The organism is Chelatococcus sambhunathii (assembly GCF_001418005.1).
GTDB classification, from domain to species: Bacteria; Pseudomonadota; Alphaproteobacteria; order Rhizobiales; family Beijerinckiaceae; genus Chelatococcus_A; species Chelatococcus_A sambhunathii.
The window spans coordinates 139,157-164,033 of the sequence record NZ_LIOL01000008.1; the positions used below are offsets into that span (position 1 = coordinate 139,157).

A 24,877-nucleotide genomic window follows, 5' to 3' on the forward strand; every position below is an offset into this window, starting at 1 on the left:
GCAGCGCAATGAAGGCGGCCCGACGCACGCCCTTTCGACAGGCGCCGATATGGTTTATATATGAACCATGATGTGCCCCGCCCCCCGCTCTGCTGGCGGATGCTGGGCGGGCGCAATGCGGGAGGAGCCACGGAATGCCGAGCTACAAGGCACCAGTCGAGAATGTCCGTTTCCTGCTCGAGGACGTCTTCGGGATCGAGCGCTACAACAATCTGCCGGGTTTCGCCGAGGCGAGCCCGGACCTGATCGCGGCCATTCTCCAGGAAGGCGCGAAGCTCTGCGAGGAGGTGCTACAGCCGCTCAACCGTACCGGGGATCTCGAAGGCTGCACCCGCCACGACGACGGGCGCGTGACGACGCCGAAGGGCTTCAAGGCGGCCTATGACGCCTTCGCCGAGGGCGGCTGGATCGGGCTCGCGGCCGATCCGGACTACGGCGGCCAGGGCCTGCCCTATACGCTCGCGGCGGTGATGAACGAATTCGCCTCCTCGGCCAACATGGCGCTCGCCATGTATCCGGGCCTGACCATGGGCGCCATCGCGGCGCTGATGACCCACGGCACAGAGGAACAGAAGAAGACCTATCTGCCCAAGATGATCGCCGGCGCCTGGTCCGGCACCATGAACCTCACCGAGCCGCATTGCGGCACCGACCTAGGGCTCATCAAGACAAAGGCCGTGCCGAACGGCGACGGCTCCTATGCCATCACCGGCACCAAGATCTTCATCTCGGCCGGCGAGCATGATCTCACCGAAAATATCGTCCACCTGGTGCTCGCCCGCATCGAGGGGGCGCCGGAGGGCACCAAGGGCATCTCGCTCTTCGTGGTGCCGAAGCGGCTCGTCAAAGGTGACGGCTCGCTCGGCGCGGCGAATGGCGTGTCCTGCGGCTCCATCGAGCACAAGATGGGCATTCACGGCAATGCCACCTGCGTCATGAACTACGATGGGGCCAGGGGCTGGCTCGTCGGGACCGAGAACAAGGGCCTCAACGCCATGTTCGTGATGATGAACGAGGCGCGGCTCGGCGTCGCCATCCAGGGCCTCGCCCAGTCGGAGGTCGCCTACCAGAACGCCGTCGCCTATGCGCGCGAGCGCCTGCAGGGCCGCTCGCTCACCGGCGCCAAGGATCCGGACAAGCCGGCCGACCCCATCCTCGTCCACCCGGACGTGCGGCGGAACCTTCTCTCCATCCGTGCCTTCAACGAGGCGGCGCGGGCGCTCGTGCTATGGACGGCCCTTAAGAGCGACGTCGCGCATCGCTCTGGCGATGCGGCGGAGAAGCAGGCGGCGGACGACCAGCTCGGCCTGCTCACGCCGGTCCTCAAGGGCGTCCTCACCGATGTCGGTTTCGACAATGCGGTGAAGGCGCAGCAGATGTTCGGCGGCCACGGCTACATCGCCGAATGGGGCATGGAGCAGTTCGTGCGCGATGCCCGTATCGCCATGATCTACGAGGGTGCCAACGGCATCCAGGCGCTCGACCTCGTCGGCCGCAAGCTGCCGCGCGACGGCGGGCGGGCCGTCATGGCCTTCTTCAATGAGGTTGGCGGCTTCGTGAAGCAGCACGCCGGCGACGAGGCCATGGCGCCCTACGTGAAGCCGCTCGAGGCCGCGCTCGGCCACCTGCAGCAGGCGACCATGTGGTTCATGAACAACGCCATGGCCAAGCCGGACAATGCGGGCGCCGGGTCCTACGACTACATGCATCTCTTCGGGCTCGTGGCCCTCGGCTACATGTGGGCGCAGATCGCCAGGACTGCGCTCGCGAAGAAGGCGAACGGCGGCGATGCGGCGGACATGGAGGCGAAGCTGCTCGCCGGCCGCTTCTTCATGGAGCGGACGATGCCGGAGAGCGCCGTGCATCTTGCCCGGATCTCCTCCGGCGCCGACACGATGATGGCGATGCCGGCGGAGATGTTCTGAGTTCGGCCTCTCCCATCGCGGAGAGGCGCAGTGAGCCAAGCGAGCGGGGTGGGAAGGCCGGGCTCTGCCGGTCCCACCCCAAGCCCTGCTCCTCCCCAAGGGGAGGGGAGCCCAATGCCGGGAGGCCTTCATGCCTGACGCTTACATCTATGACCATTTGCGTACGCCGCGCGGCCGCGGCAAGGCGGACGGCGCGCTGCACCAGGTGACGACGCTGCAGCTCGCGACGACGGCGCTCAGGGCGCTGCGCGAGCGCAACGACCTCGACACGCGCCTCGTCGACGACGTGGTGCTCGGCTGCGTCGATCCCGTCGGCGAGGCGGGCGGCGACGTCGCCCGCGCGGCGGCGCTCAATGCCGATTACGGCCACCACGTGCCGGGCGTGCAGATCAACCGCTTCTGCGCCTCCGGCCTTGATGCGGTGAACTTCGCCGCGGCGCAGGTCATGTCCGGCCAGCACGACCTTGTGGTGGGCGGCGGCGTCGAATCCATGAGCCGCGTCGGTATCGGCGCCTCGGGCGGGGCCTGGCCGGTCGAGCCGGAGATCGCCGTGAAGTCCTATTTCATGCCGCAGGGCGTTTCGGCCGATCTCATCGCCACCAAATACGGCTTCACCCGCGACGATTGCGACGCCTATGCGGTGGAAAGCCAGAAGCGCGCTGCCAAGGCCTGGGAGAGGGGTTATTTCAAGAAGTCCGTCGCGCCGGTCACCGACGTCAACGGCATCGTCCTCCTCGACAAGGACGAGCACATGCGGCCGGGCACGGACATGCAGACGCTCGGCCAGCTCAAGCCCTCCTTCGTCCAGATGGCCGACATGGGCGGCTTTTCAGCCGTCGCCATCGATGCCCATCCCGAGGTCGAGGCGCTCGACCATGTGCACCACGCCGGCAATTCGTCCGGCATCGTCGATGGGGCAGCGGCCGTGCTCGTCGGTTCGCGCAAGGCGGGCCGCTCGGCCGGCCTGAAGCCGCGGGCGCGTATCCGCGCCTTCGCCAACATCGGCTCGGAGCCGGCGTTGATGCTCACCGGGCCGGTGGATGTGACGAAGAAGGTGTTGAAGCGTGCCGGCATGACCATTGCCGACATCGACCTCTTCGAGATCAACGAGGCCTTCGCCTCCGTCGTGTTGCGCTACATGCAGGCCTTTGCGCTCGATCCGGCCAAGGTCAATGTCAACGGCGGCGCCATCGCCATGGGCCACCCGCTCGGCGCCACGGGTGCCATGATCCTCGGCACGGTGCTCGACGAACTGGAGCGCACCGGCAAGGAGACTGCCCTGGTGACGCTGTGCATCGGCGCCGGCATGGGCACCGCCACCATCATCGAACGGGTGTGAGGACAAGATGAAGTTCGAGAACTTCCGCTTCGAGACCGACGCCGAGGGCATCGCGGTCGCGACCTGGGACATGCCCGGCCGCTCGATGAACGTCATCACGCCTCAGGTGATGGAGGAACTCGCCGCCATCATCGACACGGTGGCGGCCGATGCCGCCATCAAGGGCTGCATCATCACCTCCGGCAAGGAAGCGTTCTCCGGCGGCGCGGACCTGACCATGCTGCAAGGTCTCGGCGCCGAATATGCGAAGCTCGCGAGGACGAAAGGCGAAGAGGCGGCGATCGCCCATTTCTTTGCGGAATCGCGCAAGCTCTCGCAGCTCTATCGGCGGCTGGAGACTTGCGGCAAGCCGTTCGCGGCCGCGATCCACGGCGTGTGCCTGGGCGGCGCCTTTGAGCTCGCGCTCGCCTGCCACTTCCGCGTGGTCTCGGATGTCGACGCGACGCGGGTCGGCCTGCCGGAGGTCAAGGTCGGCCTCTTCCCCGGTGCCGGCGGCACGCAGCGCGTGGCGCGGCTGATGCAGACGGGCGATGCCCTGCAGATGCTCTTCAAGGGCGAGCAGATCCGCCCGCTGATGGCGCGCAACATGGGCCTCGTCCACGCCGTGGCGCCGCGCGACAAGATCGTCGAGACAGCCAAGGAATGGCTGCGTGCCGGCGGCAGCGCCGTTGCGCCGTGGGACGAGAAGGGCTTCAAGAACCCCTCCGGCCGCGTCTATTCGCCCGCCGGCATGCAGGTGTGGCCGGCGGCCAACGCCATCTACCGGCGCGAGACGCACGACAATTATCCGGCGGCGAAGGCGATCCTGCAGGCGGTCTACGAGGGCCTGCAACTGCCGATGGACCTCGCGCTCGAGGTGGAGAGCCGCTATTTCGCTAAGATCCTGCGCTCGAAGGAGGCGGCGGCGATGATCCGCACGCTCTTCGTCTCCATGCAGGAGCTCAACAAGGGTGCGCGTCGGCCGGCGGACGTGCCTCAGGCGAAGCTGCGCCGCGTCGGCGTCATAGGAGCCGGCTTCATGGGCGCAAGCATCGCCTATGTCACCGCGCTCGCCGGCATGGAGGTCGTGCTCATCGACCAGAGCGTGGAGGCCGCCGAGAGGGGCAAGGCCCATTCGCACAAGCTGATGACCGACCAGATCATGAAGGGGCGTGCCAAGACGGCCGACCGCGAGGCATTGCTCGCCCGCATCACGGCGAGCGACGACTACGGGCTCCTGAAGGACTGCGACCTCGTCATCGAGGCGGTATTCGAGGACCCGAAGGTCAAGGCCGAGGTCATCGCCAAGGCGGAGGCGGCGATGCGCCCGCGCGCCATCTTCGCCTCCAACACCTCGACCTTGCCCATTACTGGGCTTGCCGCCAATTCGGAGCGGCCGAAGCAGTTCGTCGGCATCCACTTCTTCTCGCCGGTCGAGAAGATGATGCTGGTGGAGGTCATCCTCGGCAAGAAGACGGGCGACCGGGCGCTCGCCGTGGCGCTCGACTACGTGCGCGCCATCAGGAAGACGCCCATCGTCGTCAACGATGCGCGCGGCTTTTACGCCAACCGCTGCGTCATGGCCTATGTGCGCGAGGGACACCAGATGCTCGTCGAGGGCGTGCCGCCGGCCATGATCGAAAACGTGGCGCGCATGGCAGGCATGCCCGTCGGCCCGCTGTCGCTCAACGACGAGGTGGCGCTCGATCTTGCGCTCAAGATCCTCAAGGCGACGAAGGCGCAGGTGGGGCCCGAGGCTATCGACCCGGCGCAGGAGCAGCTTCTCGTCGAGATGGTAGAGAAGCGCGGCCGCCTCGGCCGCAAGAACGGCAAGGGCTTCTACGACTATCCCGAAGGCGGCAAAAAGCGGCTGTGGCCCGGCCTTGCCGAGTTGCAGGAGACGAAGCTCGACCCCGACGCCATCGACATCGAGGAGCTGAAGCAGCGCTTCCTCGTGGCGCAGGCGCTGGAGGCGGCGCGGGCGGTCGAGGAGAAGGTCATCACCGATCCGCGCGAGGCGGACGTCGGCTCCATCCTCGGCTTCGGCTTCGCGCCGTTCACCGGCGGCACGCTGTCCTACATCGACGGCATGGGCGTCGCGGCCTTCGTCGATCTCGCCAAGTCACTGGCGAAGAAGCACGGTGAGCGCTTCAAACCCTGCCGCCTCCTGATGCGTATGGCCCGCGAGCGCACGAGCTTCTATGCGGCACCCGCCGAGAAGCCAGACCGGAAGAAGGCAGCGTAAGAGAAGGCGTCGTAGGCGTGTCATGCCGGGCGTGTTCCGGCCATCCACGCCTCGTCGTTGCTCAACCCGCAAAGGCGTGGATGCCCGCGACAAGCGCGGGCATGACGCCGCGATGCAGGTGTCATAGCCCGGCGGCTATTTTCCATGAACCTCTGGTTGCGCCTTCTCTGGCTCCTCCTCGCGACGCCGTTCCGCGACCGGCTCGCCGTGCCCGACGGCGTCTCGCGTCTGTGGTTTCACGTCGGGCTCCTTGATCTCGACACCAACGGCCACATGAACAACGGCCGCTATCTCACGCTCATGGATCTCGGGCGCATGGACCTCATCCTGCGCAGCGGGCTGTGGCGGGCGGTGCTCGCCAACAAATGGACGCCCGTATTGTCGGCGGCGAGCATCCGCTACCGGCGCGAGCTGCGGCTGTTCCGCCGCTTCCGGCTCGACAGCCGCATCGTTGCGTGGGGCGACAGCTGGTTCGTGATGGAGCAGCGCTTCATCGCGCGCAACCGCCGCGGCGAGGAGATGGTGGCGGCCGTCGCGCTGCTGCGCGGCGGGCTCTACGATCGCCGCGCCAAGGCCTTCGTGCCCGTGGCGCAGTTGCTTGCAACGGTGGGCGTCAATGCCGCCTCACCCGAACCGCCGGAGGAGGTCCGGGCCTTCCTCGCTGCGGAGGCGGCGATGAAACACACAGCCAGGGATGCGCCGAAGCGGGCTGGCACCGAGGCGCCGGGCGGCTAACCTGTCCCCTAATGGAATCGGGAGGCCCCGCCGCATGCGCCAGATCGATTATTATTTCTCGCTCGTCAGCCCCTGGGCCTATTTCGGCCACGCGCCCTTTCTCGCCACCGCTCAACGGCACGGATGCACCGTCACCTACAAGCCTGTCTTCCTCGGCGAGGTCTTTTCCGAGACGGGCGGGCTGCCGCTCGCCAGGCGCCATCCCGTGCGCCAGCGGTACCGGCTCGTCGAGCTGCAGCGCTGGCGCGAGAAGCGGGGCGTGCCGCTCAATCTCCAGCCGGCATTCTGGCCCTTCGAGGTGTCGCTCGCCGACCGCTGCGTCATCGCCCTGCAGGCGGCGGGCATCGATCCGGCCGCCTTCACCGCGCGCGCCTTCGCCGGTGTGTGGGCGCGAGACGAGAATCTTGCCGACGAGGCGGTGCTGGCGGCGATCGCGACGGAGGTCGGCGTCGATGCCGGGATGATGCTCGCGGGCGCCCACGGTGAGTCGGCCAAGGCCACCTATGCCGGCAACATTGCGGACGCCATCGCAGCGGAGGTCTTCGGTTCTCCGTCCTACGTCATCGACGGCGAGGTGTTCTGGGGTCAAGACCGGCTCGACCTTCTCGCCGACATGCTGGCGAGCGGGCGGCCGGCCTACTCGAGCGACGTCTGAGCCCTATTCCGCGGCGATCCTGAGCGCCTTCCAGCGCGTTAGCAGTGCGCGCAGGGCCGCCGGCTTCAGCGGCTTGTGCAGCACGTGGATGTCCTTGGCGGCGGCCTCGGCGCGCACGGAGGGCGAGCGGTCGGCGGTGAGCAGTACCGCCGGCAGCTCGCGCGCAAGCTTCCAGCGCAGGGCGACGATCGCCTCGATGCCGTCGCCCTCATCGAGGTGGTAGTCGGCGATGATGACGTCCGGCCGGGCTCCCTTGCGACGCAGCACGTCCTGGGCCTGCTTCAGGCCGGACGCGGCCAGGACGGTGCAACCCCAGCCGCCGAGCAGCACCTGCATACCCTGCGTGATCTGCTTTTCGTTGTCGATGGTAAGGACGACGAGGCCATCGAGCGGGGCGGCCGGCGCGGGCTCCACCTCGGTGGCGACCTGACCCGCCGGCAGGGCCGTGACGAGAGGGACCTCGACAGCGAAGACGGAGCCGCGGCCAGGGATCGAGCGCAGCGACAGCGGATGGTCAAGCACGCGGGCGATGCGCTCGACGATGGAGAGGCCGAGACCGAGGCCGCGCGCCTCGCGCGCGCCCTGTTCGAGCCGCAGGAACTCACGAAAGACGACCTTCTGTTTCGAGGCCGGTATACCAAGACCCGTATCCCACACCTCGATACGCAGCCTGTTGCCGCGCCGGCGGCAGCCGACAAGTACCTTGCCGGTCGGCGTATATTTGATGGCGTTGGAGATCAGGTTCTGCAGGAGGCGGCGCAGAAGCCGCCGATCGGTCCTGACCGTGCCCGAGGTATCGACGAAGGCAAGTTCAAGGCCCTTCTCGCGCGCCATCGGGCCGAACTCGCGCCGGAGGGCGCGGAACATGTCGTCCAGGCGGAAGAGCGACGGCTCGGCCTTGAGCGCGCCAGTGTCGAGGCGCGAGATGTCGAGAAGGGCGGTGAGGATCTCCTCCACCGCGTCGAGGGCGCCGTCGATGTTCTCGGCGAGCGCCGCGTCTCCGGACTTGCGGTCGCGCTCGACCAGCGAGGTGGCATAGAGGCGCGCCGCGTTGAGCGGCTGCAGGATATCGTGGCTGGCGGCGGCGAGGAAGCGGGTCTTGGAGGCATTGGCCTCGTCGGCAGCGGCCTTGGCGCCGCGCAACTCCTCATTGAGGCGCATGAGCTCTTCCGTCCGCTCGCGCACGCGCCGCTCCAGCGTCTCGTTGGCGCGCTCGAGCGCCTCCTCGGCGCCGACGGTTTCGGTAATGTCGGCGTAGGTAGTGACGAGGCCGCCGTCGGGCAGGTGGTTGGAGCGGATCTCGATGACCTTGCCGGAGGGATAGAGCCTCAGCCGGACCGGCTCGGTGTCGTTGACGAAGCTCTCGAGGCGCGCGGCGATGAGGTCATCGGGGTTGCCCTTGCCGTAGGAGCCGCGCTCGGCATTGAAGCGCACGATCTCCTCGAGACCGACGCCCACATGCACGAGTTCCTCCGGAAGGTCGTAGAGCTCGCGGAAGGCCCGGTTCCAGCACATCAGGCGCAGGTCCTTGTCGAGCACCGTGATGCCCTGGCGCGCGTGGTCGAGGGCATGCTGCAGCAGGTCGCGATTGTACTGGATGGCCGCCGAGGCGTCGTCGAGCAGCTTGAGAGCCGCCTTGGTGGAGACGTTGCGCCGGCGCAGCAGCAGCGACAGCACAAGGCGCGAGGAGGCCGCGCCGATGGCCGAGGCGAGCAAATGCTCGGCAAAGCGCAGGAGGTGGATGTCCGCCTCGGCGTTGCCGTTTGGAGTGACGCCACGGCTGGCGGCGAAACTCATGAAAGCAGCGTCCGTCCGTTCCGTGCCGAGATAGCGTCCGACGGTGGAGCGCAGGTCGTCGACGGTAACGGCCGAGCGGCGCAGGCGGAAGGCCTGGGCCATGGGGGCGCTGTCGCGGGCGATGAAGACGTTGGCCTGCAGCCGCTCCATGGGATTGGCCGGGCGCATGAGCGAGAAGCCGACATAGGCGGCGAGGTTCACGGCGAGGCTCCAGACGACGCCGTGTGTCAGCTGCGGCAGGTCGGTGCCGAGAAGGGCCGTGGGCTTCAGGGCGGCGAGCCCGAAGGGCCCGTTGCGGACGACGTCGTGCCAGAAACCCTCGCTGCCGGAGAGGCTCGGCAGCAGCAGCGTATAGGCCCAGATGGCAAAGCCGGCGGCGAGGCCGGCGCTCGCGCCGAGCGCTGTGCCGCGCCGCCAGACGAGGCCACCGAAGAAGGCCGGGCCGATCTGGGCCACCGCGGCGAAGGACAGGAGGCCGATGGCGGCAAGCGCCGCCTCGCCGGAGGCGCGATAATAGACATAGGCGAAGAGGATGACGGCGACGATGGCGATGCGCCGGACCATGACGACGAAGCGGCCGAGGTCGCCGGCATCCGTCCGTTCGTCCTCGCCGCGGCGGCCCCGCCGGCGCAGCACGAGGGGCATGACGAGATCGTTCGAGATCATGATGGCGAGCGCTACCGAATCGACGATGACCATGGCGGTGGCGGCCGAGAGGCCGCCGATGAAGGCGACGAGCGCCATCAGCACCGCGCCGTCGTGCAGCGGCAGGGCCAGAACCGTCATGTCGTAGTCGATGGAACCGCGCGGGAAGATCACCTCGCCGGCGAGCGCGATGGGAATGACGAAGAGGTTGATGAGCACGAGATAGAGCGGGAACATCCAGGCTGCACGCCGGATGTCGGCCGGATGTCGGTTCTCGACGATCATCATGTGGAACTGGCGCGGCAGCAGGATGGCGGCGCCGGCGGCGAGCAGCGTGAGCGTGAGGAAGCTCACCGGCTCGGACGTGCGCGCGACAATGCCGGGGTCGGCAGCCTCGCCCGCCCGCCGCCACAGGTCGCCGAGGCCGTCGAACATCCAGAAGGTGACGAAGAAACCGACGGCGAGGAAGGCGAATAGCTTGACGACACTCTCGAGCGAGATGGCGAGGACGAGGCCGTCGTGATGCTCCGTCGCATCGATCTGGCGCGTGCCGAAGGCGACGGCAAAGGCGGCGAGCACGCCGGCGACGAGGAGGGCGAGGTCGCCGAAGATCGAGCGGCCGAGCCCATGATCCTCCGTCGCCGCGAGGAAGACCTCGAGCGAGGACGACACCGCCTTGAGCTGCAGGGCGATGTAGGGCACGGCCCCGACCACCGCGATGACGGCGACAAGCGCGGCAACGCGGTCGCTCTTGCCGTAACGCGCGGCCACGAAGTCGGCGATCGAGGTGATGTTCTGCGCCTTGGCGAGTTGCACGATGCGTCCGACAAGGCGATGGCCGAGCCCTATGACGAGGATCGGCCCGACATAGATGGTGAGAAAATCGAGCCCCGAGCGCTCGGCGAGGCCGACCGAACCGAAGAAGGTCCAGCTCGTGCAATAGACGGCGAGGGCGAGCGCGTAGATGGTGGCGCGCATACGCCCGTCCATCACGCCTCGGGCGAAGGTGTCGCCCGCATGGGCGACGGCGAAGAGACCGCACAGATAGACGAGGGCTGCGAGAACGACCACCCAGCCGGCGAGCATGTCCGACAACGCCTCCAACGACACCCGGTCGCGCCGCGCGACCTTCAGGAAGCCTACCGCCGCCGCGCGGCGATGGCCATTGAACTAAAGCGCAGCCGCCAGGGTCGACGACGAGGCGGCATGTGCAATTTGCCCGTGTATCGCCTCCGTGCTTGGAGTAACCTGCGGCGCGTCACGACACCACGTCGCTTTCGGCAGGGAGGGGCAGGATGCTGAAGGAATTCAGGGAATTCGCGCTCAAGGGCAATGTCGTCGACCTTGCCATAGGCGTCATCATCGGCGCGGCCTTCGGCGCGATCGTATCGTCGATGGTCGACGATATCATCATGCCGATCGTCGGCGCCATCACCGGCGGGCTCGATTTCTCCAACTACTTCCTGCCGCTTGCATCCGAGGTGACGGCCAATTCGCTGGAGGAGGCGCGGAGGCAGGGAGCAGTGCTCGCCTGGGGCAATTTTCTCACCATCGCGCTCAAGTTCGTCATCATTGCCTGGGTGCTCTTCATGGTCGTCAAGGCGATGAATCGGCTGAAGCGCCAGCAGGAGAAGGCGCCGGAGACGGCCCCCGAGCCGCCGGCGGACGTCAAGCTGCTCACCGAGATCCGCGACCTTCTCAGGAGCCGGAGTGTCTGAGAGCGCGTGCGGCGGCCGTCGCCCGCGCATCCTTCATGAAGTTTGATCGGTTCATCGCCACAAGTCATGGCTCGTGGCTCTGCGATGGTGTAGGAGCGCGGCAGTCCAAACTGCCGGCGAGCATACCCTCGTGACTGATCTTTCCCTGTTGTCCAGCCTGCGTCGCGAAGCCCGCGAGGCCCCCGCCAGCGGCATCGTCGACGTCGTCAACCACGGCCGCACGCGCCCCGGCCTCATCCCCCTGTGGGTCGGCGAGGGCGACATGTCGACGCCGGCCTTCATAGCCGAGGCGGCGACACGCTCGCTCGTGGCGGGCGAGACCTTCTACACCTGGCAGCGCGGCATTCCGGAGCTGCGCGAGGCTCTCGCACGCTACATCTCGCGCCTCTACGGCAAGACCTATGAGGCTGAGCGCTTCTATGTCACCGGCTCCGGCATGCAGGCGCTGCAGATCGCCGTGCGCATGCTGGTCGGCAGCGGCGACGAGGTTGTCGTGCCGACGCCGGCCTGGCCGAATTTCGGGGCAGCCATCGGCATCGCCGGCGCGACGCCTGTCCCCGTGCCGATGCAGCTCAGCAATGCCGGCTGGACGCTGGATCTCGACCGGCTGGCGGGCGCAATCACACCGGCGACGCGGGTCATCTGCGTCAATTCCCCCGCCAACCCGACCGGCTGGACCGCGAGCCGCGAGGAACTCGCCGCCATCCTGGCGCTCGCACGCCGGCACGGCTTGTGGATCATCGCCGACGAGATCTACGGCCGCTTCGTCTATGACGGCTCGGAGCGCGCGCCGTCCTTCCGTGACGTGATGGATGCGGAAGACCGCATCGTCTTCGTGCAGACCTTCTCGAAGAACTGGGCGATGACCGGCTGGCGCGTCGGCTGGCTCGAGGCCCCGCCCGCCCTCGGCGACGTGATCGAGAATCTCATTCAATATGCGACCTCCGGCGTTGCCGTTTTCATCCAGCGCGCCTGCATCGCCGCGCTCGACCAGGGCGAGGGCTTCATCGCCCACCAGATCGCGCGGGCGAGGGCCGGGCGCGACATCGTCTGCCGGGGCCTTTCCGCGACGGGCCGCGTGCGCTTCGCGGAGCCGACCGGGGCCTTCTATCTCTTCTTCAGCGTCGACGGCGAGGACGATACGCGCCGCCTCGCCATCCGCCTCGTCGACGAGGCGAATGTCGGCCTTGCGCCCGGCACGGCCTTCGGCGCCGGCGGCGAGCGCTTCCTGCGCCTGTGCTTCGCCCGCAAGGCGGAGGATCTCGAGGAGGCTGTCGCCCGCCTCGCCCGCGCGTTGACCTGAGCGTCCTTCGCCCCCGGCAGGGCCGCCCTGCGCCGGGCGCCCTTGGCGAAGCCGTTCGGGCGGTGCATTGAAGGGACATCGCCGAAGACAGGGAGACGGACGGGCGAATGCTGCGCGATCGCGAGACGGTGCGAAACGGCCTTCGGCAGGTTGGCCAGATCCTCGTTGCGGCGGCCGGCGGCTTCGTTTTCCATCTCCTCGACGTTCCGGCCGCCTGGCTGTCCGGCTCCGTCGTCGCGGTCGGACTGCTGTGCGCCGCCCGCCGCGCGGTGCCGATGGCGCCCGGCCTCGCCGATGCGGCCATGCTGCTCGCGGGCACCTCCATGGGGGCAGCCGCGACGCCGGAAGCGATGGCCGCCTTCGCCCGCTATCCGGCGAGCCTCATGCTGCTGGCGCTGAGCGTCGCGGCCGTCGTCATCACATCCGGCCTGTGGCTGGTGCGGCTGTCGCGGTGGAACCGGCTCGATGCGCTGCTCGCCTCCATGCCGGGTGCATTGTCCACCGTCATGGCCGTCGCGGCCGACAGGAACGCCAGCGTCGGCCCCATCGCGGTCGTCCAGTCCTTCCGCCTCGCCGTCCTCGTCGTCGTCCTGCCGAGCGTGCTCTTCGCGCTCGAGGGCGGGCAGGGCGGCATCGTCTTCGGCGGCGTGGCGATGAGCGCCCTGTCGCTCGGCGCGGTGCTCCTCCTCGGCTGGGGCGTCGGCGAGGTCCTGCGCCGGCTGCGCATGGCCGCGCCGCTGCTGCTCGGCGCCACGCTGGTCAGCGGCACGGCGCATGCGCTCTCCATCGTCGATGGGCTGATGCCGCCCAGCATCACCACCTTCGGCCTCGTGCTGCTCGGCTGTTTCATCGGTGCGCGCTTCCGCTCGGTCGACCGGCACGCGCTCGTCGCCAGCATGCCGGCCGCCTTCGCCTCCTTCGTCCTGTCCATCATCGTCGCCTCGGTCTTCGCCTTCGCGGCGGCGGGCCTTGCCCATGTGCCCTTCGGCACGGCACTGGTCGCCTTCGCGCCCGGCGGGCTCGAGGCGATGACGGTGCTCGCGCTCATCATGGGGCTTGATCCGATCTTCGTCGGGTCGCACCACCTCGCCCGCTTCCTCGGTATCGGCATCGCGCTGCCGATGATCGTCGGCTGGATGGGTCGCCGCCGGCGCGCGTGATCGCCCGCACACGGCGGGCCCCTTCATCGTCGTCCACCCGGATGCCGGTGCGGTCTCGCACAGGCGGCCTGGCACGGCGCGTGCTGAGCTTCCTCTCGATGTTTCATGAGGGGAGGTGCCGATGATGGGTTCTGCGTCAACTTCGGCCTACGAACGCAGCCGGCCGGCCGGCCGGCGCAAGCGGGTCCGCAAGGGCACGCTGGTCTGTTCCATCCTGCACCTGTGCGGCGAGACGAGACGGCGCATCGCCGACTATGATCCGCGCCTGTGGTCCGTCATTTCGGTCAAGGACGGGCATGCCCTTCCCGTGACAGCGCTCGAGGATGCCGACCTGTGTGCAGCGGCTCCGGACCTCGCGCTCGTGCTTGCTCATGCACGGCAGGCCGGCTTCCGCTACGTGGTTCTGAGCGAAGACGGCGCAGCGATTTCCGGCCTGCCGCTCTACCCGTCCTGATCCGTTCCGGGCGGGTAGCTGTGCCTGCCACCATCGGTGTCGCGGATGGTGAGCCGTTCTGTGTCAGGGGATGTCTCGATATAGGACGGGCCAATCGGCACCTTGCCATGGCCGCCGGGAATGTCGAGCACATAGGTGGGCTGGCACAGGCCCGACCAGCGTCCGCGCAGGGTCCGCATCAGGGCCTGCCCCTCGCCAATGCCCGTCCGGAAATGGCTGGTGCCCGGGGCGAGATCGCCGTGGTGCAGGTAGTAGGGCTTGATGCGGTTCTCGACCAAACGGCGCATCAGGGCCCCGAGCACGGCGGGATTGTCGTTGACGCCCGCGAGCAGCACCGTCTGGCTGAGCAGCACGATGCCGGCATCCACCAGCCGGGCGAGGGCCCGGCATGCCTCATCACCCAGTTCGCGCGGGTGGTTGGCGTGGACGACGACATAGGTCGCCTTGCCCGACGCCTTGAGGGCTTCAACCAGCGCATCGTCGATGCGGCCGGGCTCCACCACGGGCACCCGGCTGTGGAAGCGCACCACCTTGACATGATCGATGCCCGCCAGCGCCTGCATCACCTCGCCCAGGCGGCGGGGTGAGGCGACGAGCGGGTCGCCGCCGGTCAGGATGACCTCCCAGATCGCCTCGGTGTCGCGGATATAGGCGAGGGCCGCGGCGAGCGCGTCGCCCGAGAGCGTGCCGTGGCCGGAGGGGCCCACCATCTCGCGGCGGAAGCAGAAGCGGCAATAGACCGGGCAGACGTGCACGAGCTTCAGGAGCACCCGGTCGGGATAGCGGTGGACGATGCCCTCGACGGGGCTGTGGGCTTCGTCACCGATGGGATCGGCCCTCTCCTCGGGGCTTGTGACGAGTTCGGCCGCATCGGGCAAGAATTGGCGCGCGATGGGATCGTCGGGGTCGTCCGCGTCGATCAGTTCCGCCATGGTCGGTGTGATGGAGACGGCATAGCGCGCGGCGACGGCCTCGAGCGCTTCGAGCTTCTCCGGGGGCGCAAGACCGGCGTCGACGAGTTGCCGGGCCCGCGTGAGCGGGCGCCTGAACGGAGCGGTCATGGCCGGCTCTCCTCTTCGCGCGGCATCGGTGTCCAGATGACGTCCTCGATGCGCCGGGCGCCGGCGAGCAGCATCACCAGCCGGTCGAAGCCGAGCGCGCAGCCGCTCGCTGCCGGCATCAGGGCAAGCGCGGCAAGGAACTCCTCGTCGATGGGGTAGCGCTCGCCGTAGATGCGCTCCTTCTCGGCCATGTCGGCCTCGAAGCGCCGGCGCTGCTCGTGTGGGTCCGTCAGCTCGCTGAAGGCATTGGCGAGCTCGACGCCGCAGGCATAGAGCTCGAAGCGCTCGGCGAGGCGCGGGTCATCCGGCTTGCGGCGGGCAAGGGCCGCCTCGCTTGCCGGATAGTCGGTGAGGAGGGTCGGCCGGCCGCAGCCGAGCCCGGGCTCGATGCGCTCGGACAGGATGCGGCTGAAGATGTCCGACCAGGTGTCGTCGGCGGCGGCGCGGATGCCACGCTCGCCGGCGAGCGTGGCGAGCCGGTCGCGGTCGTTGTCCGCCCCGTCCGGCCCGAGGGTCGGGGCAAGATCGATGTCGGCATGGCGCGCGAAGGCCTCGACGACGGTGAGTTCCTCCGGCTCGGCGAAGGGGTCCGCCTCGCGGCCGCGGAAGGCGAGGCGCGTGGCGCCCGCCGCCTCGGCGGCGCGCGGCAGGAGGCGGGCGCAGTCCGCCATCATGGCGCGATAGTCGGTTTCGGCCCTGTACCATTCGAGCATGGTGAACTCGGGATGGTGCAGGTCGCTGCGCTCGCGGTTGCGGAAGACGCGGGCGAAATCGAAGATCCGCGTCTCCCCCGCCGCCAGCAGCTTCTTGCAGCCGAATTCCGGCGAGGTGTGCAGGTAGAGCGGGCGCGGCGCGCCATCGGCGCCGAGAAGGGCGCTGGCGAAGGCGTGCAGGTGCGTCTCGTTGCCCGGTGAGACCTGCAGGATGCCGCTTTCGACCTCGGTGAAGCCCTCGTCGGCGAACAGGCGGCGCAGGGCCTCTTTCACGCGGCCGCGCGTGAGCAGCAGCGGCCGGCGATCGGCATGGAAATGGGGGCGCCACCAGGCGGTCGTGTCGAGCATGGCGGGACTTCTAGCGCGGTCGGGCGAGCGTGAGAAGCCGCGCGACGTGGGGGAAGCGAAAAGCGGTTCCCACTTTCCGCTCCGATGCTCTATGGTGCGCGCCGACGTTTCGCGGGCTGGTCGGATATTCGAACCGGGGCTGCCCAAGGACAAGCGACAACAGAGGTTACTTCAGTGAAGGTCATCGCCAGTTCCGTGCGCAAGGGCAACATTCTTGAGGTGGACGGTCAGCTCTACGTCGTCCTTTCGGCCGAGAGCTTCTTTCCCGGCAAGGGCACGCCGACCACGCAGATCGACATGCGCCGCCTGTCCGACGGCACCAAGACGAGCCAGCGCTACAAGACGACCGAGCAGGTCGAGCGCGCTTATGTCGAGGATCGCGAGCACACCTATCTCTATCAGGATGGCGACAACTACATCTTCATGAACCCCGAGACGTACGACCAGCTGCCCGTGCCGGCGGACGTCGTTGGCGATCAGGCCGTCTACCTGCAGGAGGGCATGGCCTGCATGATCTCCATCTACGAAGGCAATGCCGTTGCCATCGACCTGCCGCAGCGCGTGATACTCGAGGTCGTCGAGACGGAGCCGACGGTGAAGGGCCAGACCGCCTCGTCGTCCTACAAGCCGGCCATCCTGTCGAACGGCGTGCGCACCATGGTGCCCCCGCACATCGGCACCGGCACCCGCATCGTCATCATGACGGCGGACGGCTCCTACGTGGAACGCGCCAAGGACTGACGGGCGCGAGATCCGGCAATTGGGCCTGCCGCCTCAGGCGGCGGGCACCGCCGGGCGCAAGCGCGGCAGCGACCAGGTATCGGTGGGCCGGCTGTGCCCGCGCAGCGTCATGATGCCCACATGGACGAGGCCGGACAGCGGGTCCGCATCGCCATCGCAGGCCTTCAGCGCCGCCGCCCGCGTCTCCGTGCTCAGCACGATGGCGGCATCGATTTCCTTGCTCAGGCTCTGCAGCCGGCTCGCCACGTTCACCGTGTCGCCGATGACGGTCACCGACCGTGTCGTCTCCGAGCCGATGTCGCCGAGCATCACCTCGCCCGTATGCAGGCCGATGCCCATGTCGAGCGGCGCCTCGCCGCGCGCGCGCCGCCGCTCGTTGATGCCGGCGAGCCCGTCCTGCATCTCGCGCGCGCAGGCGATCGCGCGCAGCGCATCGTCGGGCGATGGCTCGGGCATGCCGAACACTGCCATGAGGCCGTCGCCGAGATAGCGGTCAAGCGTCCCCTCGTGGCGGAAGACGATATCCGTCATGGTGGCGTGGAAATCCCTGAGGAGGGCGATGGTCGCCTCGGGGCCCTCCGCCTCCGACAGGAGGGTGAATTTGCGCAGGTCACAGAACAGGACGGTTGCCGGCTGGCGGTGTGGCTTCTCGAAGGGGCGGCCGAGTCGGGCGATGAGATCGACCATGTTGGGCGAGAAGTGCTTGGAAAGGTTGACCCGCTCGGCAATGGAGCGGCGGCTCTCCGTGATCGCGGCATAGAGCACGAGATGCGTCTCCACGATGGAGACGAGGTAGAGCTGCACGAGAAGCAGCGCCACGGTCTCCCGGCGCAGGCCCTGCTGCGCGGCGTAGATATTGTCCGCCACCACGGTCACGGCGATGAACGCGCCGGACAGGACGATGGCCGTGAAGGCGCGCGGCTTTGTGGTCAGTGCCGCTGCGGCGAGCGTCGGCCCGAACAGGAGCAGCATGGCCGCATTCTCGACATCGGGCGTGAAGTCGACAAGCCAGGCGGCGACGGCAGCGACGATCAGCGCCAGCCAGCAGGCGAGGCTGACGAGTGACGGCCGGCCGAACTCCTCGCGGCCGTTCCAGGCCATCAGCAGCGGCGTGACGAGCACGGTCCCGGCAAGGTCCGAGATGAACCAGGTCATGAAGCGCGGCGGCAGGTCGACGAGGCGCTCTGTGCCCGGGAAGGCGCCGGTCAGGTAGAGGACGAGAACGCCGATCAGGGCCGCGACGGCGGAGATGACGAGGCAGCCGGCAATGAGGAAGACGACCATGTCCCGCGTGCGGCCGAACATGTCGTCGGCACCGCCGGCCAGGCGGCAGGCATGGCGGGCGGCGAGGGCGCCGACGATCGTCGCCCCGACAAGGAGGAGCTCGGCGGCGAGGCGCAGCGGCTCCGCATAGGCGTTGGCGACCGTTGCCGCGCCGCCGATGGCCACCGGCAGGAGGCCGGCCGGCCCGTGCCGGAGGACGAGGAACAGTGCGATGCCGATGGCCGGCCAGACCGGCACGATGCCGTCGGCGCCGCCGGCGAACATCTGCGCGTAGTACGCCAGCACGAAATAGGCGAGCGACCAGGCCAGGACCCGCGCGATCGACAAGTGTTGCCTCCCCATTGCCTTCCCGCGGCAGGATAGAGCCCCCGGCGCACGGTGCAACGCCTGCGCCTTCGAGGGCGCCGGACAAAAAAGCCCCGGCCAGGGGCCGGGGCAAGGCTCGGGAGGAAAAGACAGCGCTTACCAGCTCGGCAGGACGGCGCCCTTGAAGGTCTCCTCGACGAAGGCCTTCACCTCCGGTGAGTGGTACGATTCGAGCAGCGTCTTCACCCAGGGCTTGTCCTTGTCGGCACTGCGCACGGCGATCAGGTTGACATAGGGACCCTTGGCGTCCTCGCGCAGGATGGCATCCTGCGGCTTGAGGCCCGCCGAGACGGCATAGTTCGTGTTGACCGCCGCGGCGGCGACGTCGTCGAGCGAGCGCGGCGTCTGGGCGGCGTCGACCTCGAGGAACTTCAGCTTCTTCGGATTCTCGACGATGTCGGCGACGGTGGGCTTGAAGCCGACGCCGTCCTTCAGCTTGATGACGCCCTTGTCCTGCAGGAGGAGGAGCGAGCGCCCGCCGTTCGTCGGGTCGTTCTGGATGGCGATGGTGGCGCCGTCCGGCACCTCGTCCCACGACTTGTGCCTCTTCGAGTAGATGCCGAGCGGGAAGTTCACCGTGAGGCCGACGCTCTCGATCTTGAAGCCGCGGTCGGCCACCTGGTTGTCGAGATAGGGCTGGTTCTGGAACGAGTTGGCCTGCAGCTCGCCGGCGTCGAGCGCGGTGTTAGGCACGACATAGTCCGAGAACTCGATGATCTCGATGTCGAGGCCCTTCTTGGCGGCGACGGGCTTCACCGCCTCGAGGATCTGGGCGTGCGGGCCGGGCGTCACGCCGATCTTGATCGTCTCCGCCTGGGCGGAGGCCGCGCCGAGGCCGATGGCGGCGGCAAGGGCGGCGGTGAGAATGCGGATGGACATAAGGAATAACCCCCAGTGGTGTGGAACTGCGGAAACGAGATCAGGCGTGGCGCAGGCGCTTGTTGAGCCTGAGCGCCAGGCGATCACCGAGGCTCTGCACGCCCTGCACGAGGACGATGAGCACGATGACGACGGAGGCCATCACCTCGGGCATGAAGCGCTGGTAGCCGTAGCGGATGCCAAGGTCGCCCAGCCCGCCGCCGCCGACGACGCCGACGATGGCCGAGTAGCCGATGAGGCTGACGATGGCGAGGGTGAGGCCCAGCACGATGCCGGGCAGTGCCTCGGGCACGAGCACCTTGGCGACGATCTGCAGGGGCGAGGCACCCATGGCGCGGGCCGCCTCGATAAGCCCTTGGTCGACCTCGCGCACCGCCGCCTCGATCAGGCGGGCGATGAAGGGCGTCGCCGCCACCGTCAGCGGCACGATGGCCGCCGTGGTGCCGATTGAGGTGCCGGCGACGAGGCGCGTGAAGGGAATGATGGCGACGACGAGGATGATGAAGGGCGTCGAGCGCGTGGCGTTGACGATGAAGCCGAGCGCCCCGTTGAGCCACGGCGCCGACAGGAGCTCGCCGCGGCGGCTCGTGGCGAGAAAGACGCCGAGCGGCAGGCCGAAGAGCGTGCCGAGCGCCGTCGCGACGAGCACCATGTAGAGCGTATCGGCGGTCGCCTGCAGGATGAGGCGGGCGATTTCAGGCGACATGGCCGAGCACCTCCGTATCGAGATCGCGCTCCTTGAGGAAGGCGAGCGCCTTGTCGAGCGACGTGCCGTCGTTCGGCAGCCCGACGATGAGCGTGCCGAACGGACGGCCGGCAATGGAATCGACCGCGCCGCCGAGGATGTTGACGTCGATGCCGAGCTCGCGCGTCACCTGCGACAGCACGGGATGGGTGGCGAAGGGGCCGCGGAAGACGATGCGCACGACCACCTGTCCGCCGGGGATCGGCTCGTCCCGGATCTGGTCGGCGACGAAGGCCGGCAGCTCGCGGCCGGATTCGGCGGCGAGGAAGCTCCGCGTCGTCTCGTGCTGCGGCCGGGTGAACAGGTCGAAGACGTCGCCCTGTTCGACGATGCGGCCGGCGTCGAGCACCGCGACGCGCTGCGCGATCGCGCGGATCACCGCCATCTCGTGGGTGATGAGCAGGATGGTGAGGCCGAGCTCGCGGTTGATGGTGCCGAGGAGGTCGAGGATCGAGCGCGTCGTCTCGGGGTCGAGCGCGGAGGTCGCCTCGTCGGACAGGAGCACCTTGGGCTGCGTGGCGAGCGCGCGGGCGATGCCGACGCGCTGTTTCTGCCCGCCGGAGAGCTCGGCCGGATAGCGCCCGCGCTTGTCGGCGAGGCCGACGAGATCGAGCAGCGGCGTGACCCGCGCCTTGATCGTCGCGGCGTCGGTGCCCGCGATCTCGAGCGGCAGGGCGACGTTGTCGAAGACCGTGCGCGACGACAGGAGGTTGAAGTGCTGGAACACCATCCCGATCGAGCGGCGCACGGAGCGCAGCGCGCCCTCGCCGAGCCCGGCAACGTCCGTGCCGTCGACGATGACGCGCCCGGCGGTGGGCTTCTCGAGCCCGTTGACGAGGCGGATCAGCGTCGACTTGCCGGCGCCGGAGCGGCCGATGACGCCGACGACGGAGCTGCGCGGCACGGCAAGGTCGATGCCGGCGAGCGCATGTACGGCGGCCGAACTCTTGCGCGCCGGGAAGGACTTGGCGACCCCCTCGAAGCGGATGATGGCATCTTCCGTCTCGTCGCTCGGGGGGATCGCTGCGTCGGCGGTGATGGGGGCATGGGCGTTCACGGTCATTCTCTTTTCCGGGGGCGTGCGGTAGCCTTGCCGCCTTATGCCGTCATTCGGCCGCGGGCGCGAGCCCCCCGTTGATCATCCTTCAGCGCGAGGCGGGCGGCGCGCTGGGCCGTCCACGGGTCGGCGAAGATGCGGCCGTTGAGCGGCGCGTAGGCGCGCGCCGTGGCGTGAAAGCGGAACCGCTCCCCCTCGCGCGCCAGGATGCCGGCCGCCTCGCCGCCCACCTCGATGATGTAGGCGTGGAACATGGCGTTCTCCCGGGGCGTGGTGCATGCGAGCGGCGGGACCGCAGCCCCTCTCCCAACGTTGCGCGGAGAGGGACGGTCCGGCTCGGCGAGGATCGCCCGGCCTCACCAGGCCGGCAGCACCGCGCCCTTGAAGCGCTCGGCGAGGAAGTCGGCCACCTCCTTGGACTGGTAGGCGGCGACCAGCTTGGCGACGAAGGGCTTGTCCTTGTCGGCGGCGCGCACGGCGACGAAATTGCCGTAAGGATTGTCGGTCCGGCTCTCCTGCACCAGCGCGTCGTCGGTGGGGTTCAAGCCGGCGCCGAGCGCGTAGTTGGTGTTGATGACCGCGCCGTCGAGATCCGGCAGCTGCTTCGGCAGGAGGGCGGCGTCGGTCTCGACGAAGCTCACCTTCTTCGGGTTCTCGGCGATGTCGAGCGGCGTCGCCGTCAGGCCCGTGCCGTCCTTGAGCTTGATGAGGCCGTTGCCGGCGAGGAGGTGCAGCGCACGGCCGCCGTTGCTCGGATCGTTGGGGATGCCGATCTTGGCGCCCTCGGGCAGGGCGGCGAAGTCCTTGTGCTTTGCGGAATAGAAGCCGATCGGCTCGACGATAGTGTAGCCGACCGGCACGATCTTGTAGCCGCGGGCGGCGATCTGTGCATCTAGATAGGGCTTGTGCTGGAAGGCGTTGGCGTCGATGTCGCCGCGGTCGAGCGCCTCGTTGGGCAGCGTGTAGTCCGAGAAGGCGATGATCTCGATGGTCAGGCCGTCCTTGGCCGCGACCTTCCTGGCGACCTCCGCGATCTCCTCCTCGTCGCCGCCGATGACGCCGAGCTTGATGGTCTCGGCGGCGGCGAGGGCCGTGGAGCCAAGGAGGAGGCCGGCTGCGACGAGCGCCCCGAAGGCGCGGCGGTCGAGAGCGAAACGGATCATGATGTCCTCGTGCGTTGTCCGTGCCGGTCCCGCCAAGCCGGCGAGGCACCCGGAAGGTCACGGATGAGCGGATCGGCTGAGAAGGCGCGATTCCGGCTGATGAAAGAAAGGTAGCTTCAGAAAACGGCCGCACCGGGCCGGCTGCGGAAGGGTCCGTCAGCCCATCATGGCGCGACAACACATTCGCCGGCGGGGCCGGGGTGTCGCTTCGTCATGGAACTTCGCCAGAGGCGTCATCGTCATCTCCGATCCTCGAGCCACGAAGACCGTTCGTGGCGCTTTAGCGTTTGGTGACGCGGCGCAAGCTGCATGGGTCAAATCACCGCGGTGCGGCCGCACGGGCAGCCGACACGGGGCGCACTATCGATCCGGCCAACCGGCCTGTCAATCGAAAAATTCCGCTAAACCGGACGATTTGTGCCTTTCTAAGAAACATACTACTCATCTCTGACGTAAAATTGTCCTATTCACATACAGTGCAAAGAATTGTACGATCGGGCAAATATCAGACTGGGATGTGGAATATCGTGCTCACGCCCGAACAGCTCTCGTTGCTCCGCCATGCGGTCATCATCCTCGGTGCCTGGCTCGTCTTCCTGCTGCTCGCCTATGGGGCGCCGCGGCCGGGCAGCGATGGTCCTGCCGCCATGCGCCTCGGCGCGGCGGGCGCGGCTCCGACGACCTCGCAGTGGGATAAATAACAAGTTAGATTTGTATTTTTAATCCAATTTTCGCGTGGTATTGTGTTTAAAGATCAAATTCACGCAAAAGAACGGTGAATTCGTGGGCGGCCTGCGCTACTTCCCGATCTCCTACGATGTCGGCGACCGGCTGGTCGTGATTGTCGGCGGTGGAGACGAGGCTTTTGCCAAGCTGCGGCTGCTCGGACGGTCGCAGGCGCGGCTGCGACTCGTCGCGCCGGCACTGGAACAGGCCCTTGCGGCGTTCGTCGAAACGAATGGCATCGATCACCGCGCCCGCACTCTCGCTGCCGACGATCTCGCTGAGGCGGCGCTCGTCTTCATCGGCACGGGAGACGAGGGCGAGGATGCGCGCCTCGCCGCGCGTGCCCGCGCCGCCGGCGTGCCCGTCAATGTGGTCGACCGGCCGCACCTGTCGGATTTCGCCGTGCCGGCCATCGTCGACCGCGCTCCCGTGGCCGTCGCCATCTCAACGGACGGGCTCGCGCCGGTTCTCGCCCAGCGGATCCGCGCCGCCGTCGAATCGATGCTGGCGCCGGAATTCGGCCGGCTGGGCGAGCTTGCCCGCGCGTTGCGCGCGGCCGTGACGGCGGCCATTCCCACCAACAGCGCGCGCCTCAGGTTCTGGAATCGCCTGTTCGACGGCCCGGCGGGGCGCCTCGCGCTCGCCGGCGATCTCGGTGCGGCGCGCCGGGCCGCGCTCAGCGCCCTGTCCGCCGGCGCTGCAGAAGACGGCGTCGTCTGGCTCATCGGCGCCGGCCCCGGTTCGTCCGATCTGCTGACCCTCCGGGCGCAGCGCTTGCTGCTCGAGGCCGACGTCATCGTCCATGACGGGCTCGTGCCGCAGGAGGTGGTCGACATGGGGCGGCGCGATGCCGAACGCATCGCTGTCGGAAAGGCCAAGGGGCGACATTCCGTTTCTCAGTCGGACATTGATGCTCTCATGGTGCGCCTCGCCCGACAGGGCAAGCGCGTGGCGCGCCTCAAGGCGGGCGATCCGCTCGTCTTCGGCCGGGCCGGCGAGGAGCTCGCCGCGCTCAGAGCCGCCGGCATCCGCGCCGAGGTGGTGCCCGGCGTCACCGCCGCGCTCGCGGCCGCCGCCGATGCGCAGGTCTCGCTGACGCTGCGCGGCGTCGCCTCCTCGCTCACCTTCGCCACCGGCCACGGCGCCGAGGGCGGCGAGCCGGCCGGCTGGCCGGCCATCGCCGCTGCCGGCGGCACCGTCGCCGTCTACATGGGACGCACGGTGGCTGAGGAGACGCAGGCGCGCTTCATCGCCGCCGGCGTCGCGCCGGATACGCCGGTGGTCGCCGTGGAAAACGCCGGGCGGATGACGCGCCGGCTGTTCGCCGGCACGCTCGCCGACCTGCCGGCGCTCTCTGCGCGGGCCGATGTCGACGGTCCCGTTCTCATTCTCGTCGGCCCCACGCTCGCCCATGGCGAACTCAAGGGGGCCGAACCCATCGCCGAACCGATCCCCCGCAGGCAGCCGGCGCTCGCCGGCGCCGCCTGAAGGAGCGCCTGATGAAGAAGGATGCGAAGGGCGCCGGTCCCAAGGTCGTGACCGCCAATGCCCTCGACAGCGGCCTCGTGGTCTTCCGCACGGTGGACGGGCGCTGGTCCACCGACATCGCCGAAGCCGAGGTGGCCGAGACGAAGGAGGCAGCCGAGGCCCTGCTCGCCCAAGGCGAGGCGGACAGCGCCCGCAATCTCGTGGTCGACGTCTATCTCGTTGCCATGACCGAGAGCGACGACGGTCGGCTCGTGCCGGTGCTGCTGCGCGAGGCCATCCGCGCCGCGCGGCGCCCCACCATCGTCATGCCGGGCGAAGATCCGTCCGTCATCGCCGCCTGAACCTGCGCAT

The 24,877-nt window shown here is 68.5% G+C and carries 22 protein-coding genes; 13 read left to right on the plus strand and 9 right to left on the minus strand.

All coding sequences use genetic code 11. The features are described from left to right. Window positions 1–134 precede the first annotated feature (134 nt). The 5 genes from ASC46_RS15560 to ASC46_RS15580 all read left to right on the plus strand — a co-directional run bounded on the left by ASC46_RS15560 (window position 135) and on the right by ASC46_RS15580 (window position 6,878). Window positions 135–1,925 (plus strand): acyl-CoA dehydrogenase C-terminal domain-containing protein, encoded by a 1,791-nt coding sequence (locus tag ASC46_RS15560; RefSeq protein WP_055460213.1) that lies wholly within the window; start codon window positions 135–137, stop codon window positions 1,923–1,925. A 130-nt stretch (window positions 1,926–2,055) separates the two neighbouring features. Continuing rightward, a complete protein-coding gene (locus tag ASC46_RS15565; protein ID WP_055460214.1) occupies window positions 2,056–3,264 on the plus strand; it encodes an acetyl-CoA C-acetyltransferase in 1,209 nt (402 codons plus the stop codon). Window positions 3,265–3,271: 7 nt separating this feature from the next. Further along, a complete protein-coding gene (locus ASC46_RS15570; protein ID WP_055460215.1) occupies window positions 3,272–5,488 on the plus strand; it encodes a 3-hydroxyacyl-CoA dehydrogenase NAD-binding domain-containing protein in 2,217 nt (738 codons plus the stop codon). Window positions 5,489–5,632: 144 nt separating this feature from the next. Then, window positions 5,633–6,223, plus strand: a complete 591-nt coding sequence (locus ASC46_RS15575) for a thioesterase family protein (RefSeq protein ID WP_055460216.1) — start codon at window positions 5,633–5,635, stop codon at window positions 6,221–6,223. Between the two features lie 34 nt (window positions 6,224–6,257). Next, on the plus strand, window positions 6,258–6,878 hold the full coding sequence (locus tag ASC46_RS15580; protein WP_055460217.1) for a 2-hydroxychromene-2-carboxylate isomerase: 621 nt from the start codon (window positions 6,258–6,260) through the stop codon (window positions 6,876–6,878). 3 nt (window positions 6,879–6,881) lie between these two features. Here ASC46_RS15580 and ASC46_RS15585 read toward each other — a convergent pair whose 3' ends face one another. Beyond that, window positions 6,882–10,406 carry a hybrid sensor histidine kinase/response regulator gene (locus ASC46_RS15585; protein WP_055460218.1) on the minus strand — a complete coding sequence of 1,175 codons (3,525 nt, stop codon included), beginning with the start codon at window positions 10,404–10,406 and terminating at the stop codon, window positions 6,882–6,884. 209 nt (window positions 10,407–10,615) lie between these two features. Here ASC46_RS15585 and mscL point away from each other — a divergent pair, with 209 nt between their 5' ends. From mscL to ASC46_RS15605, 4 genes are all read left to right on the plus strand, one after another. Continuing rightward, window positions 10,616–11,038 (plus strand): large conductance mechanosensitive channel protein MscL, encoded by a 423-nt coding sequence (mscL, locus tag ASC46_RS15590; protein WP_019400206.1) that lies wholly within the window; start codon window positions 10,616–10,618, stop codon window positions 11,036–11,038. A 130-nt stretch (window positions 11,039–11,168) separates the two neighbouring features. Next, window positions 11,169–12,341 (plus strand): pyridoxal phosphate-dependent aminotransferase, encoded by a 1,173-nt coding sequence (locus ASC46_RS15595; protein ID WP_055460219.1) that lies wholly within the window; start codon window positions 11,169–11,171, stop codon window positions 12,339–12,341. 107 nt (window positions 12,342–12,448) lie between these two features. Then, window positions 12,449–13,501, plus strand: coding sequence for an AbrB family transcriptional regulator (locus ASC46_RS15600; protein ID WP_055460220.1), 1,053 nt, complete (start codon window positions 12,449–12,451; stop codon window positions 13,499–13,501). Between the two features lie 121 nt (window positions 13,502–13,622). Further along, the gene (locus ASC46_RS15605) at window positions 13,623–13,955 is read left to right on the plus strand and encodes a DUF5983 family protein (protein WP_055460221.1); all 333 of its coding nucleotides are present in this window, start codon (window positions 13,623–13,625) and stop codon (window positions 13,953–13,955) included. Here the strand turns inward: ASC46_RS15605 and ASC46_RS15610 are convergent. Beyond that, window positions 13,943–15,016: a lysine-2,3-aminomutase-like protein gene (locus ASC46_RS15610; protein ID WP_055460222.1), complete on the minus strand. Its 1,074-nt coding sequence runs from the start codon at window positions 15,014–15,016 to the stop codon at window positions 13,943–13,945. The two genes, ASC46_RS15605 and ASC46_RS15610, sit on opposite strands and share 13 nt — an antisense overlap. Continuing rightward, window positions 15,013–16,077 (minus strand): EF-P lysine aminoacylase EpmA, encoded by a 1,065-nt coding sequence (gene epmA / locus ASC46_RS15615; protein ID WP_055460223.1) that lies wholly within the window; start codon window positions 16,075–16,077, stop codon window positions 15,013–15,015. Before epmA ends, ASC46_RS15610 begins: the two co-directional genes overlap by 4 nt. A gap of 174 nt (window positions 16,078–16,251) precedes the next feature. Here epmA and efp point away from each other — a divergent pair, with 174 nt between their 5' ends. Next, a complete protein-coding gene (efp, locus tag ASC46_RS15620; RefSeq protein ID WP_055460224.1) occupies window positions 16,252–16,818 on the plus strand; it encodes an elongation factor P in 567 nt (188 codons plus the stop codon). A 33-nt stretch (window positions 16,819–16,851) separates the two neighbouring features. On the opposite strand, the gene ASC46_RS15625 is transcribed toward efp, so the two are convergent. The 6 genes from ASC46_RS15625 to ASC46_RS15650 all read right to left on the minus strand — a co-directional run bounded on the left by ASC46_RS15625 (window position 16,852) and on the right by ASC46_RS15650 (window position 22,312). After that, on the minus strand, window positions 16,852–18,429 hold the full coding sequence (locus ASC46_RS15625) for an adenylate/guanylate cyclase domain-containing protein (RefSeq protein WP_055460225.1): 1,578 nt from the start codon (window positions 18,427–18,429) through the stop codon (window positions 16,852–16,854). 135 nt (window positions 18,430–18,564) lie between these two features. Further along, the gene (locus tag ASC46_RS15630) at window positions 18,565–19,347 is read right to left on the minus strand and encodes a MetQ/NlpA family ABC transporter substrate-binding protein (RefSeq protein ID WP_055460226.1); all 783 of its coding nucleotides are present in this window, start codon (window positions 19,345–19,347) and stop codon (window positions 18,565–18,567) included. A gap of 40 nt (window positions 19,348–19,387) precedes the next feature. Further along, entirely contained in the window at window positions 19,388–20,053 is a 666-nt protein-coding gene (locus tag ASC46_RS15635) for a methionine ABC transporter permease (protein ID WP_055460227.1), read from the minus strand. Further along, window positions 20,043–21,155: a methionine ABC transporter ATP-binding protein gene (locus ASC46_RS15640; RefSeq protein ID WP_055460228.1), complete on the minus strand. Its 1,113-nt coding sequence runs from the start codon at window positions 21,153–21,155 to the stop codon at window positions 20,043–20,045. The genes ASC46_RS15635 and ASC46_RS15640 overlap by 11 nt, the downstream gene beginning before the upstream one ends. Before the next feature lie 35 nt (window positions 21,156–21,190). Next, window positions 21,191–21,403 (minus strand): hypothetical protein, encoded by a 213-nt coding sequence (locus tag ASC46_RS15645; RefSeq protein ID WP_055460229.1) that lies wholly within the window; start codon window positions 21,401–21,403, stop codon window positions 21,191–21,193. A 102-nt stretch (window positions 21,404–21,505) separates the two neighbouring features. Then, window positions 21,506–22,312 carry a MetQ/NlpA family ABC transporter substrate-binding protein gene (locus tag ASC46_RS15650; protein ID WP_055460230.1) on the minus strand — a complete coding sequence of 269 codons (807 nt, stop codon included), beginning with the start codon at window positions 22,310–22,312 and terminating at the stop codon, window positions 21,506–21,508. Between the two features lie 527 nt (window positions 22,313–22,839). Here ASC46_RS15650 and ASC46_RS15655 point away from each other — a divergent pair. The 3 genes from ASC46_RS15655 to ASC46_RS15665 all read left to right on the plus strand — a co-directional run bounded on the left by ASC46_RS15655 (window position 22,840) and on the right by ASC46_RS15665 (window position 24,867). Next, entirely contained in the window at window positions 22,840–23,013 is a 174-nt protein-coding gene (locus ASC46_RS15655) for a hypothetical protein (RefSeq protein WP_157672346.1), read from the plus strand. Between the two features lie 82 nt (window positions 23,014–23,095). Next, window positions 23,096–24,526, plus strand: coding sequence for a siroheme synthase CysG (gene cysG / locus ASC46_RS15660; RefSeq protein ID WP_055460232.1), 1,431 nt, complete (start codon window positions 23,096–23,098; stop codon window positions 24,524–24,526). A gap of 11 nt (window positions 24,527–24,537) precedes the next feature. Then, window positions 24,538–24,867, plus strand: a complete 330-nt coding sequence (locus ASC46_RS15665; protein WP_055460233.1) for a DUF2849 domain-containing protein — start codon at window positions 24,538–24,540, stop codon at window positions 24,865–24,867. Window positions 24,868–24,877 lie beyond the last annotated feature (10 nt).

What these genes read in the sequence shown, in the direction of transcription:
- ASC46_RS15605 (WP_055460221.1), top strand. Translation starts at nt 13,623, where the DNA reads ATGATGGGTTCTGCGTCAACTTCGGCCTACGAACGCAGCCGGCCGGCC.
- ASC46_RS15565 (WP_055460214.1), top strand. Translation starts at nt 2,056, where the DNA reads ATGCCTGACGCTTACATCTATGACCATTTGCGTACGCCGCGCGGCCGC.
- ASC46_RS15650 (WP_055460230.1), bottom strand. Translation starts at nt 22,312, where the DNA reads ATGATCCGTTTCGCTCTCGACCGCCGCGCCTTCGGGGCGCTCGTCGCA.
- ASC46_RS15645 (WP_055460229.1), bottom strand. Translation starts at nt 21,403, where the DNA reads ATGTTCCACGCCTACATCATCGAGGTGGGCGGCGAGGCGGCCGGCATC.
- ASC46_RS15610 (WP_055460222.1), bottom strand. Translation starts at nt 15,016, where the DNA reads ATGACCGCTCCGTTCAGGCGCCCGCTCACGCGGGCCCGGCAACTCGTC.
- ASC46_RS15640 (WP_055460228.1), bottom strand. Translation starts at nt 21,155, where the DNA reads ATGACCGTGAACGCCCATGCCCCCATCACCGCCGACGCAGCGATCCCC.
- ASC46_RS15630 (WP_055460226.1), bottom strand. Translation starts at nt 19,347, where the DNA reads ATGTCCATCCGCATTCTCACCGCCGCCCTTGCCGCCGCCATCGGCCTC.
- ASC46_RS15580 (WP_055460217.1), top strand. Translation starts at nt 6,258, where the DNA reads ATGCGCCAGATCGATTATTATTTCTCGCTCGTCAGCCCCTGGGCCTAT.
- ASC46_RS15665 (WP_055460233.1), top strand. Translation starts at nt 24,538, where the DNA reads ATGAAGAAGGATGCGAAGGGCGCCGGTCCCAAGGTCGTGACCGCCAAT.
- ASC46_RS15560 (WP_055460213.1), top strand. Translation starts at nt 135, where the DNA reads ATGCCGAGCTACAAGGCACCAGTCGAGAATGTCCGTTTCCTGCTCGAG.
- ASC46_RS15585 (WP_055460218.1), bottom strand. Translation starts at nt 10,406, where the DNA reads ATGCTCGCCGGCTGGGTGGTCGTTCTCGCAGCCCTCGTCTATCTGTGC.
- ASC46_RS15600 (WP_055460220.1), top strand. Translation starts at nt 12,449, where the DNA reads ATGCTGCGCGATCGCGAGACGGTGCGAAACGGCCTTCGGCAGGTTGGC.
- mscL (WP_019400206.1), top strand. Translation starts at nt 10,616, where the DNA reads ATGCTGAAGGAATTCAGGGAATTCGCGCTCAAGGGCAATGTCGTCGAC.
- ASC46_RS15570 (WP_055460215.1), top strand. Translation starts at nt 3,272, where the DNA reads ATGAAGTTCGAGAACTTCCGCTTCGAGACCGACGCCGAGGGCATCGCG.
- ASC46_RS15635 (WP_055460227.1), bottom strand. Translation starts at nt 20,053, where the DNA reads ATGTCGCCTGAAATCGCCCGCCTCATCCTGCAGGCGACCGCCGATACG.
- epmA (WP_055460223.1), bottom strand. Translation starts at nt 16,077, where the DNA reads ATGCTCGACACGACCGCCTGGTGGCGCCCCCATTTCCATGCCGATCGC.
- ASC46_RS15575 (WP_055460216.1), top strand. Translation starts at nt 5,633, where the DNA reads ATGAACCTCTGGTTGCGCCTTCTCTGGCTCCTCCTCGCGACGCCGTTC.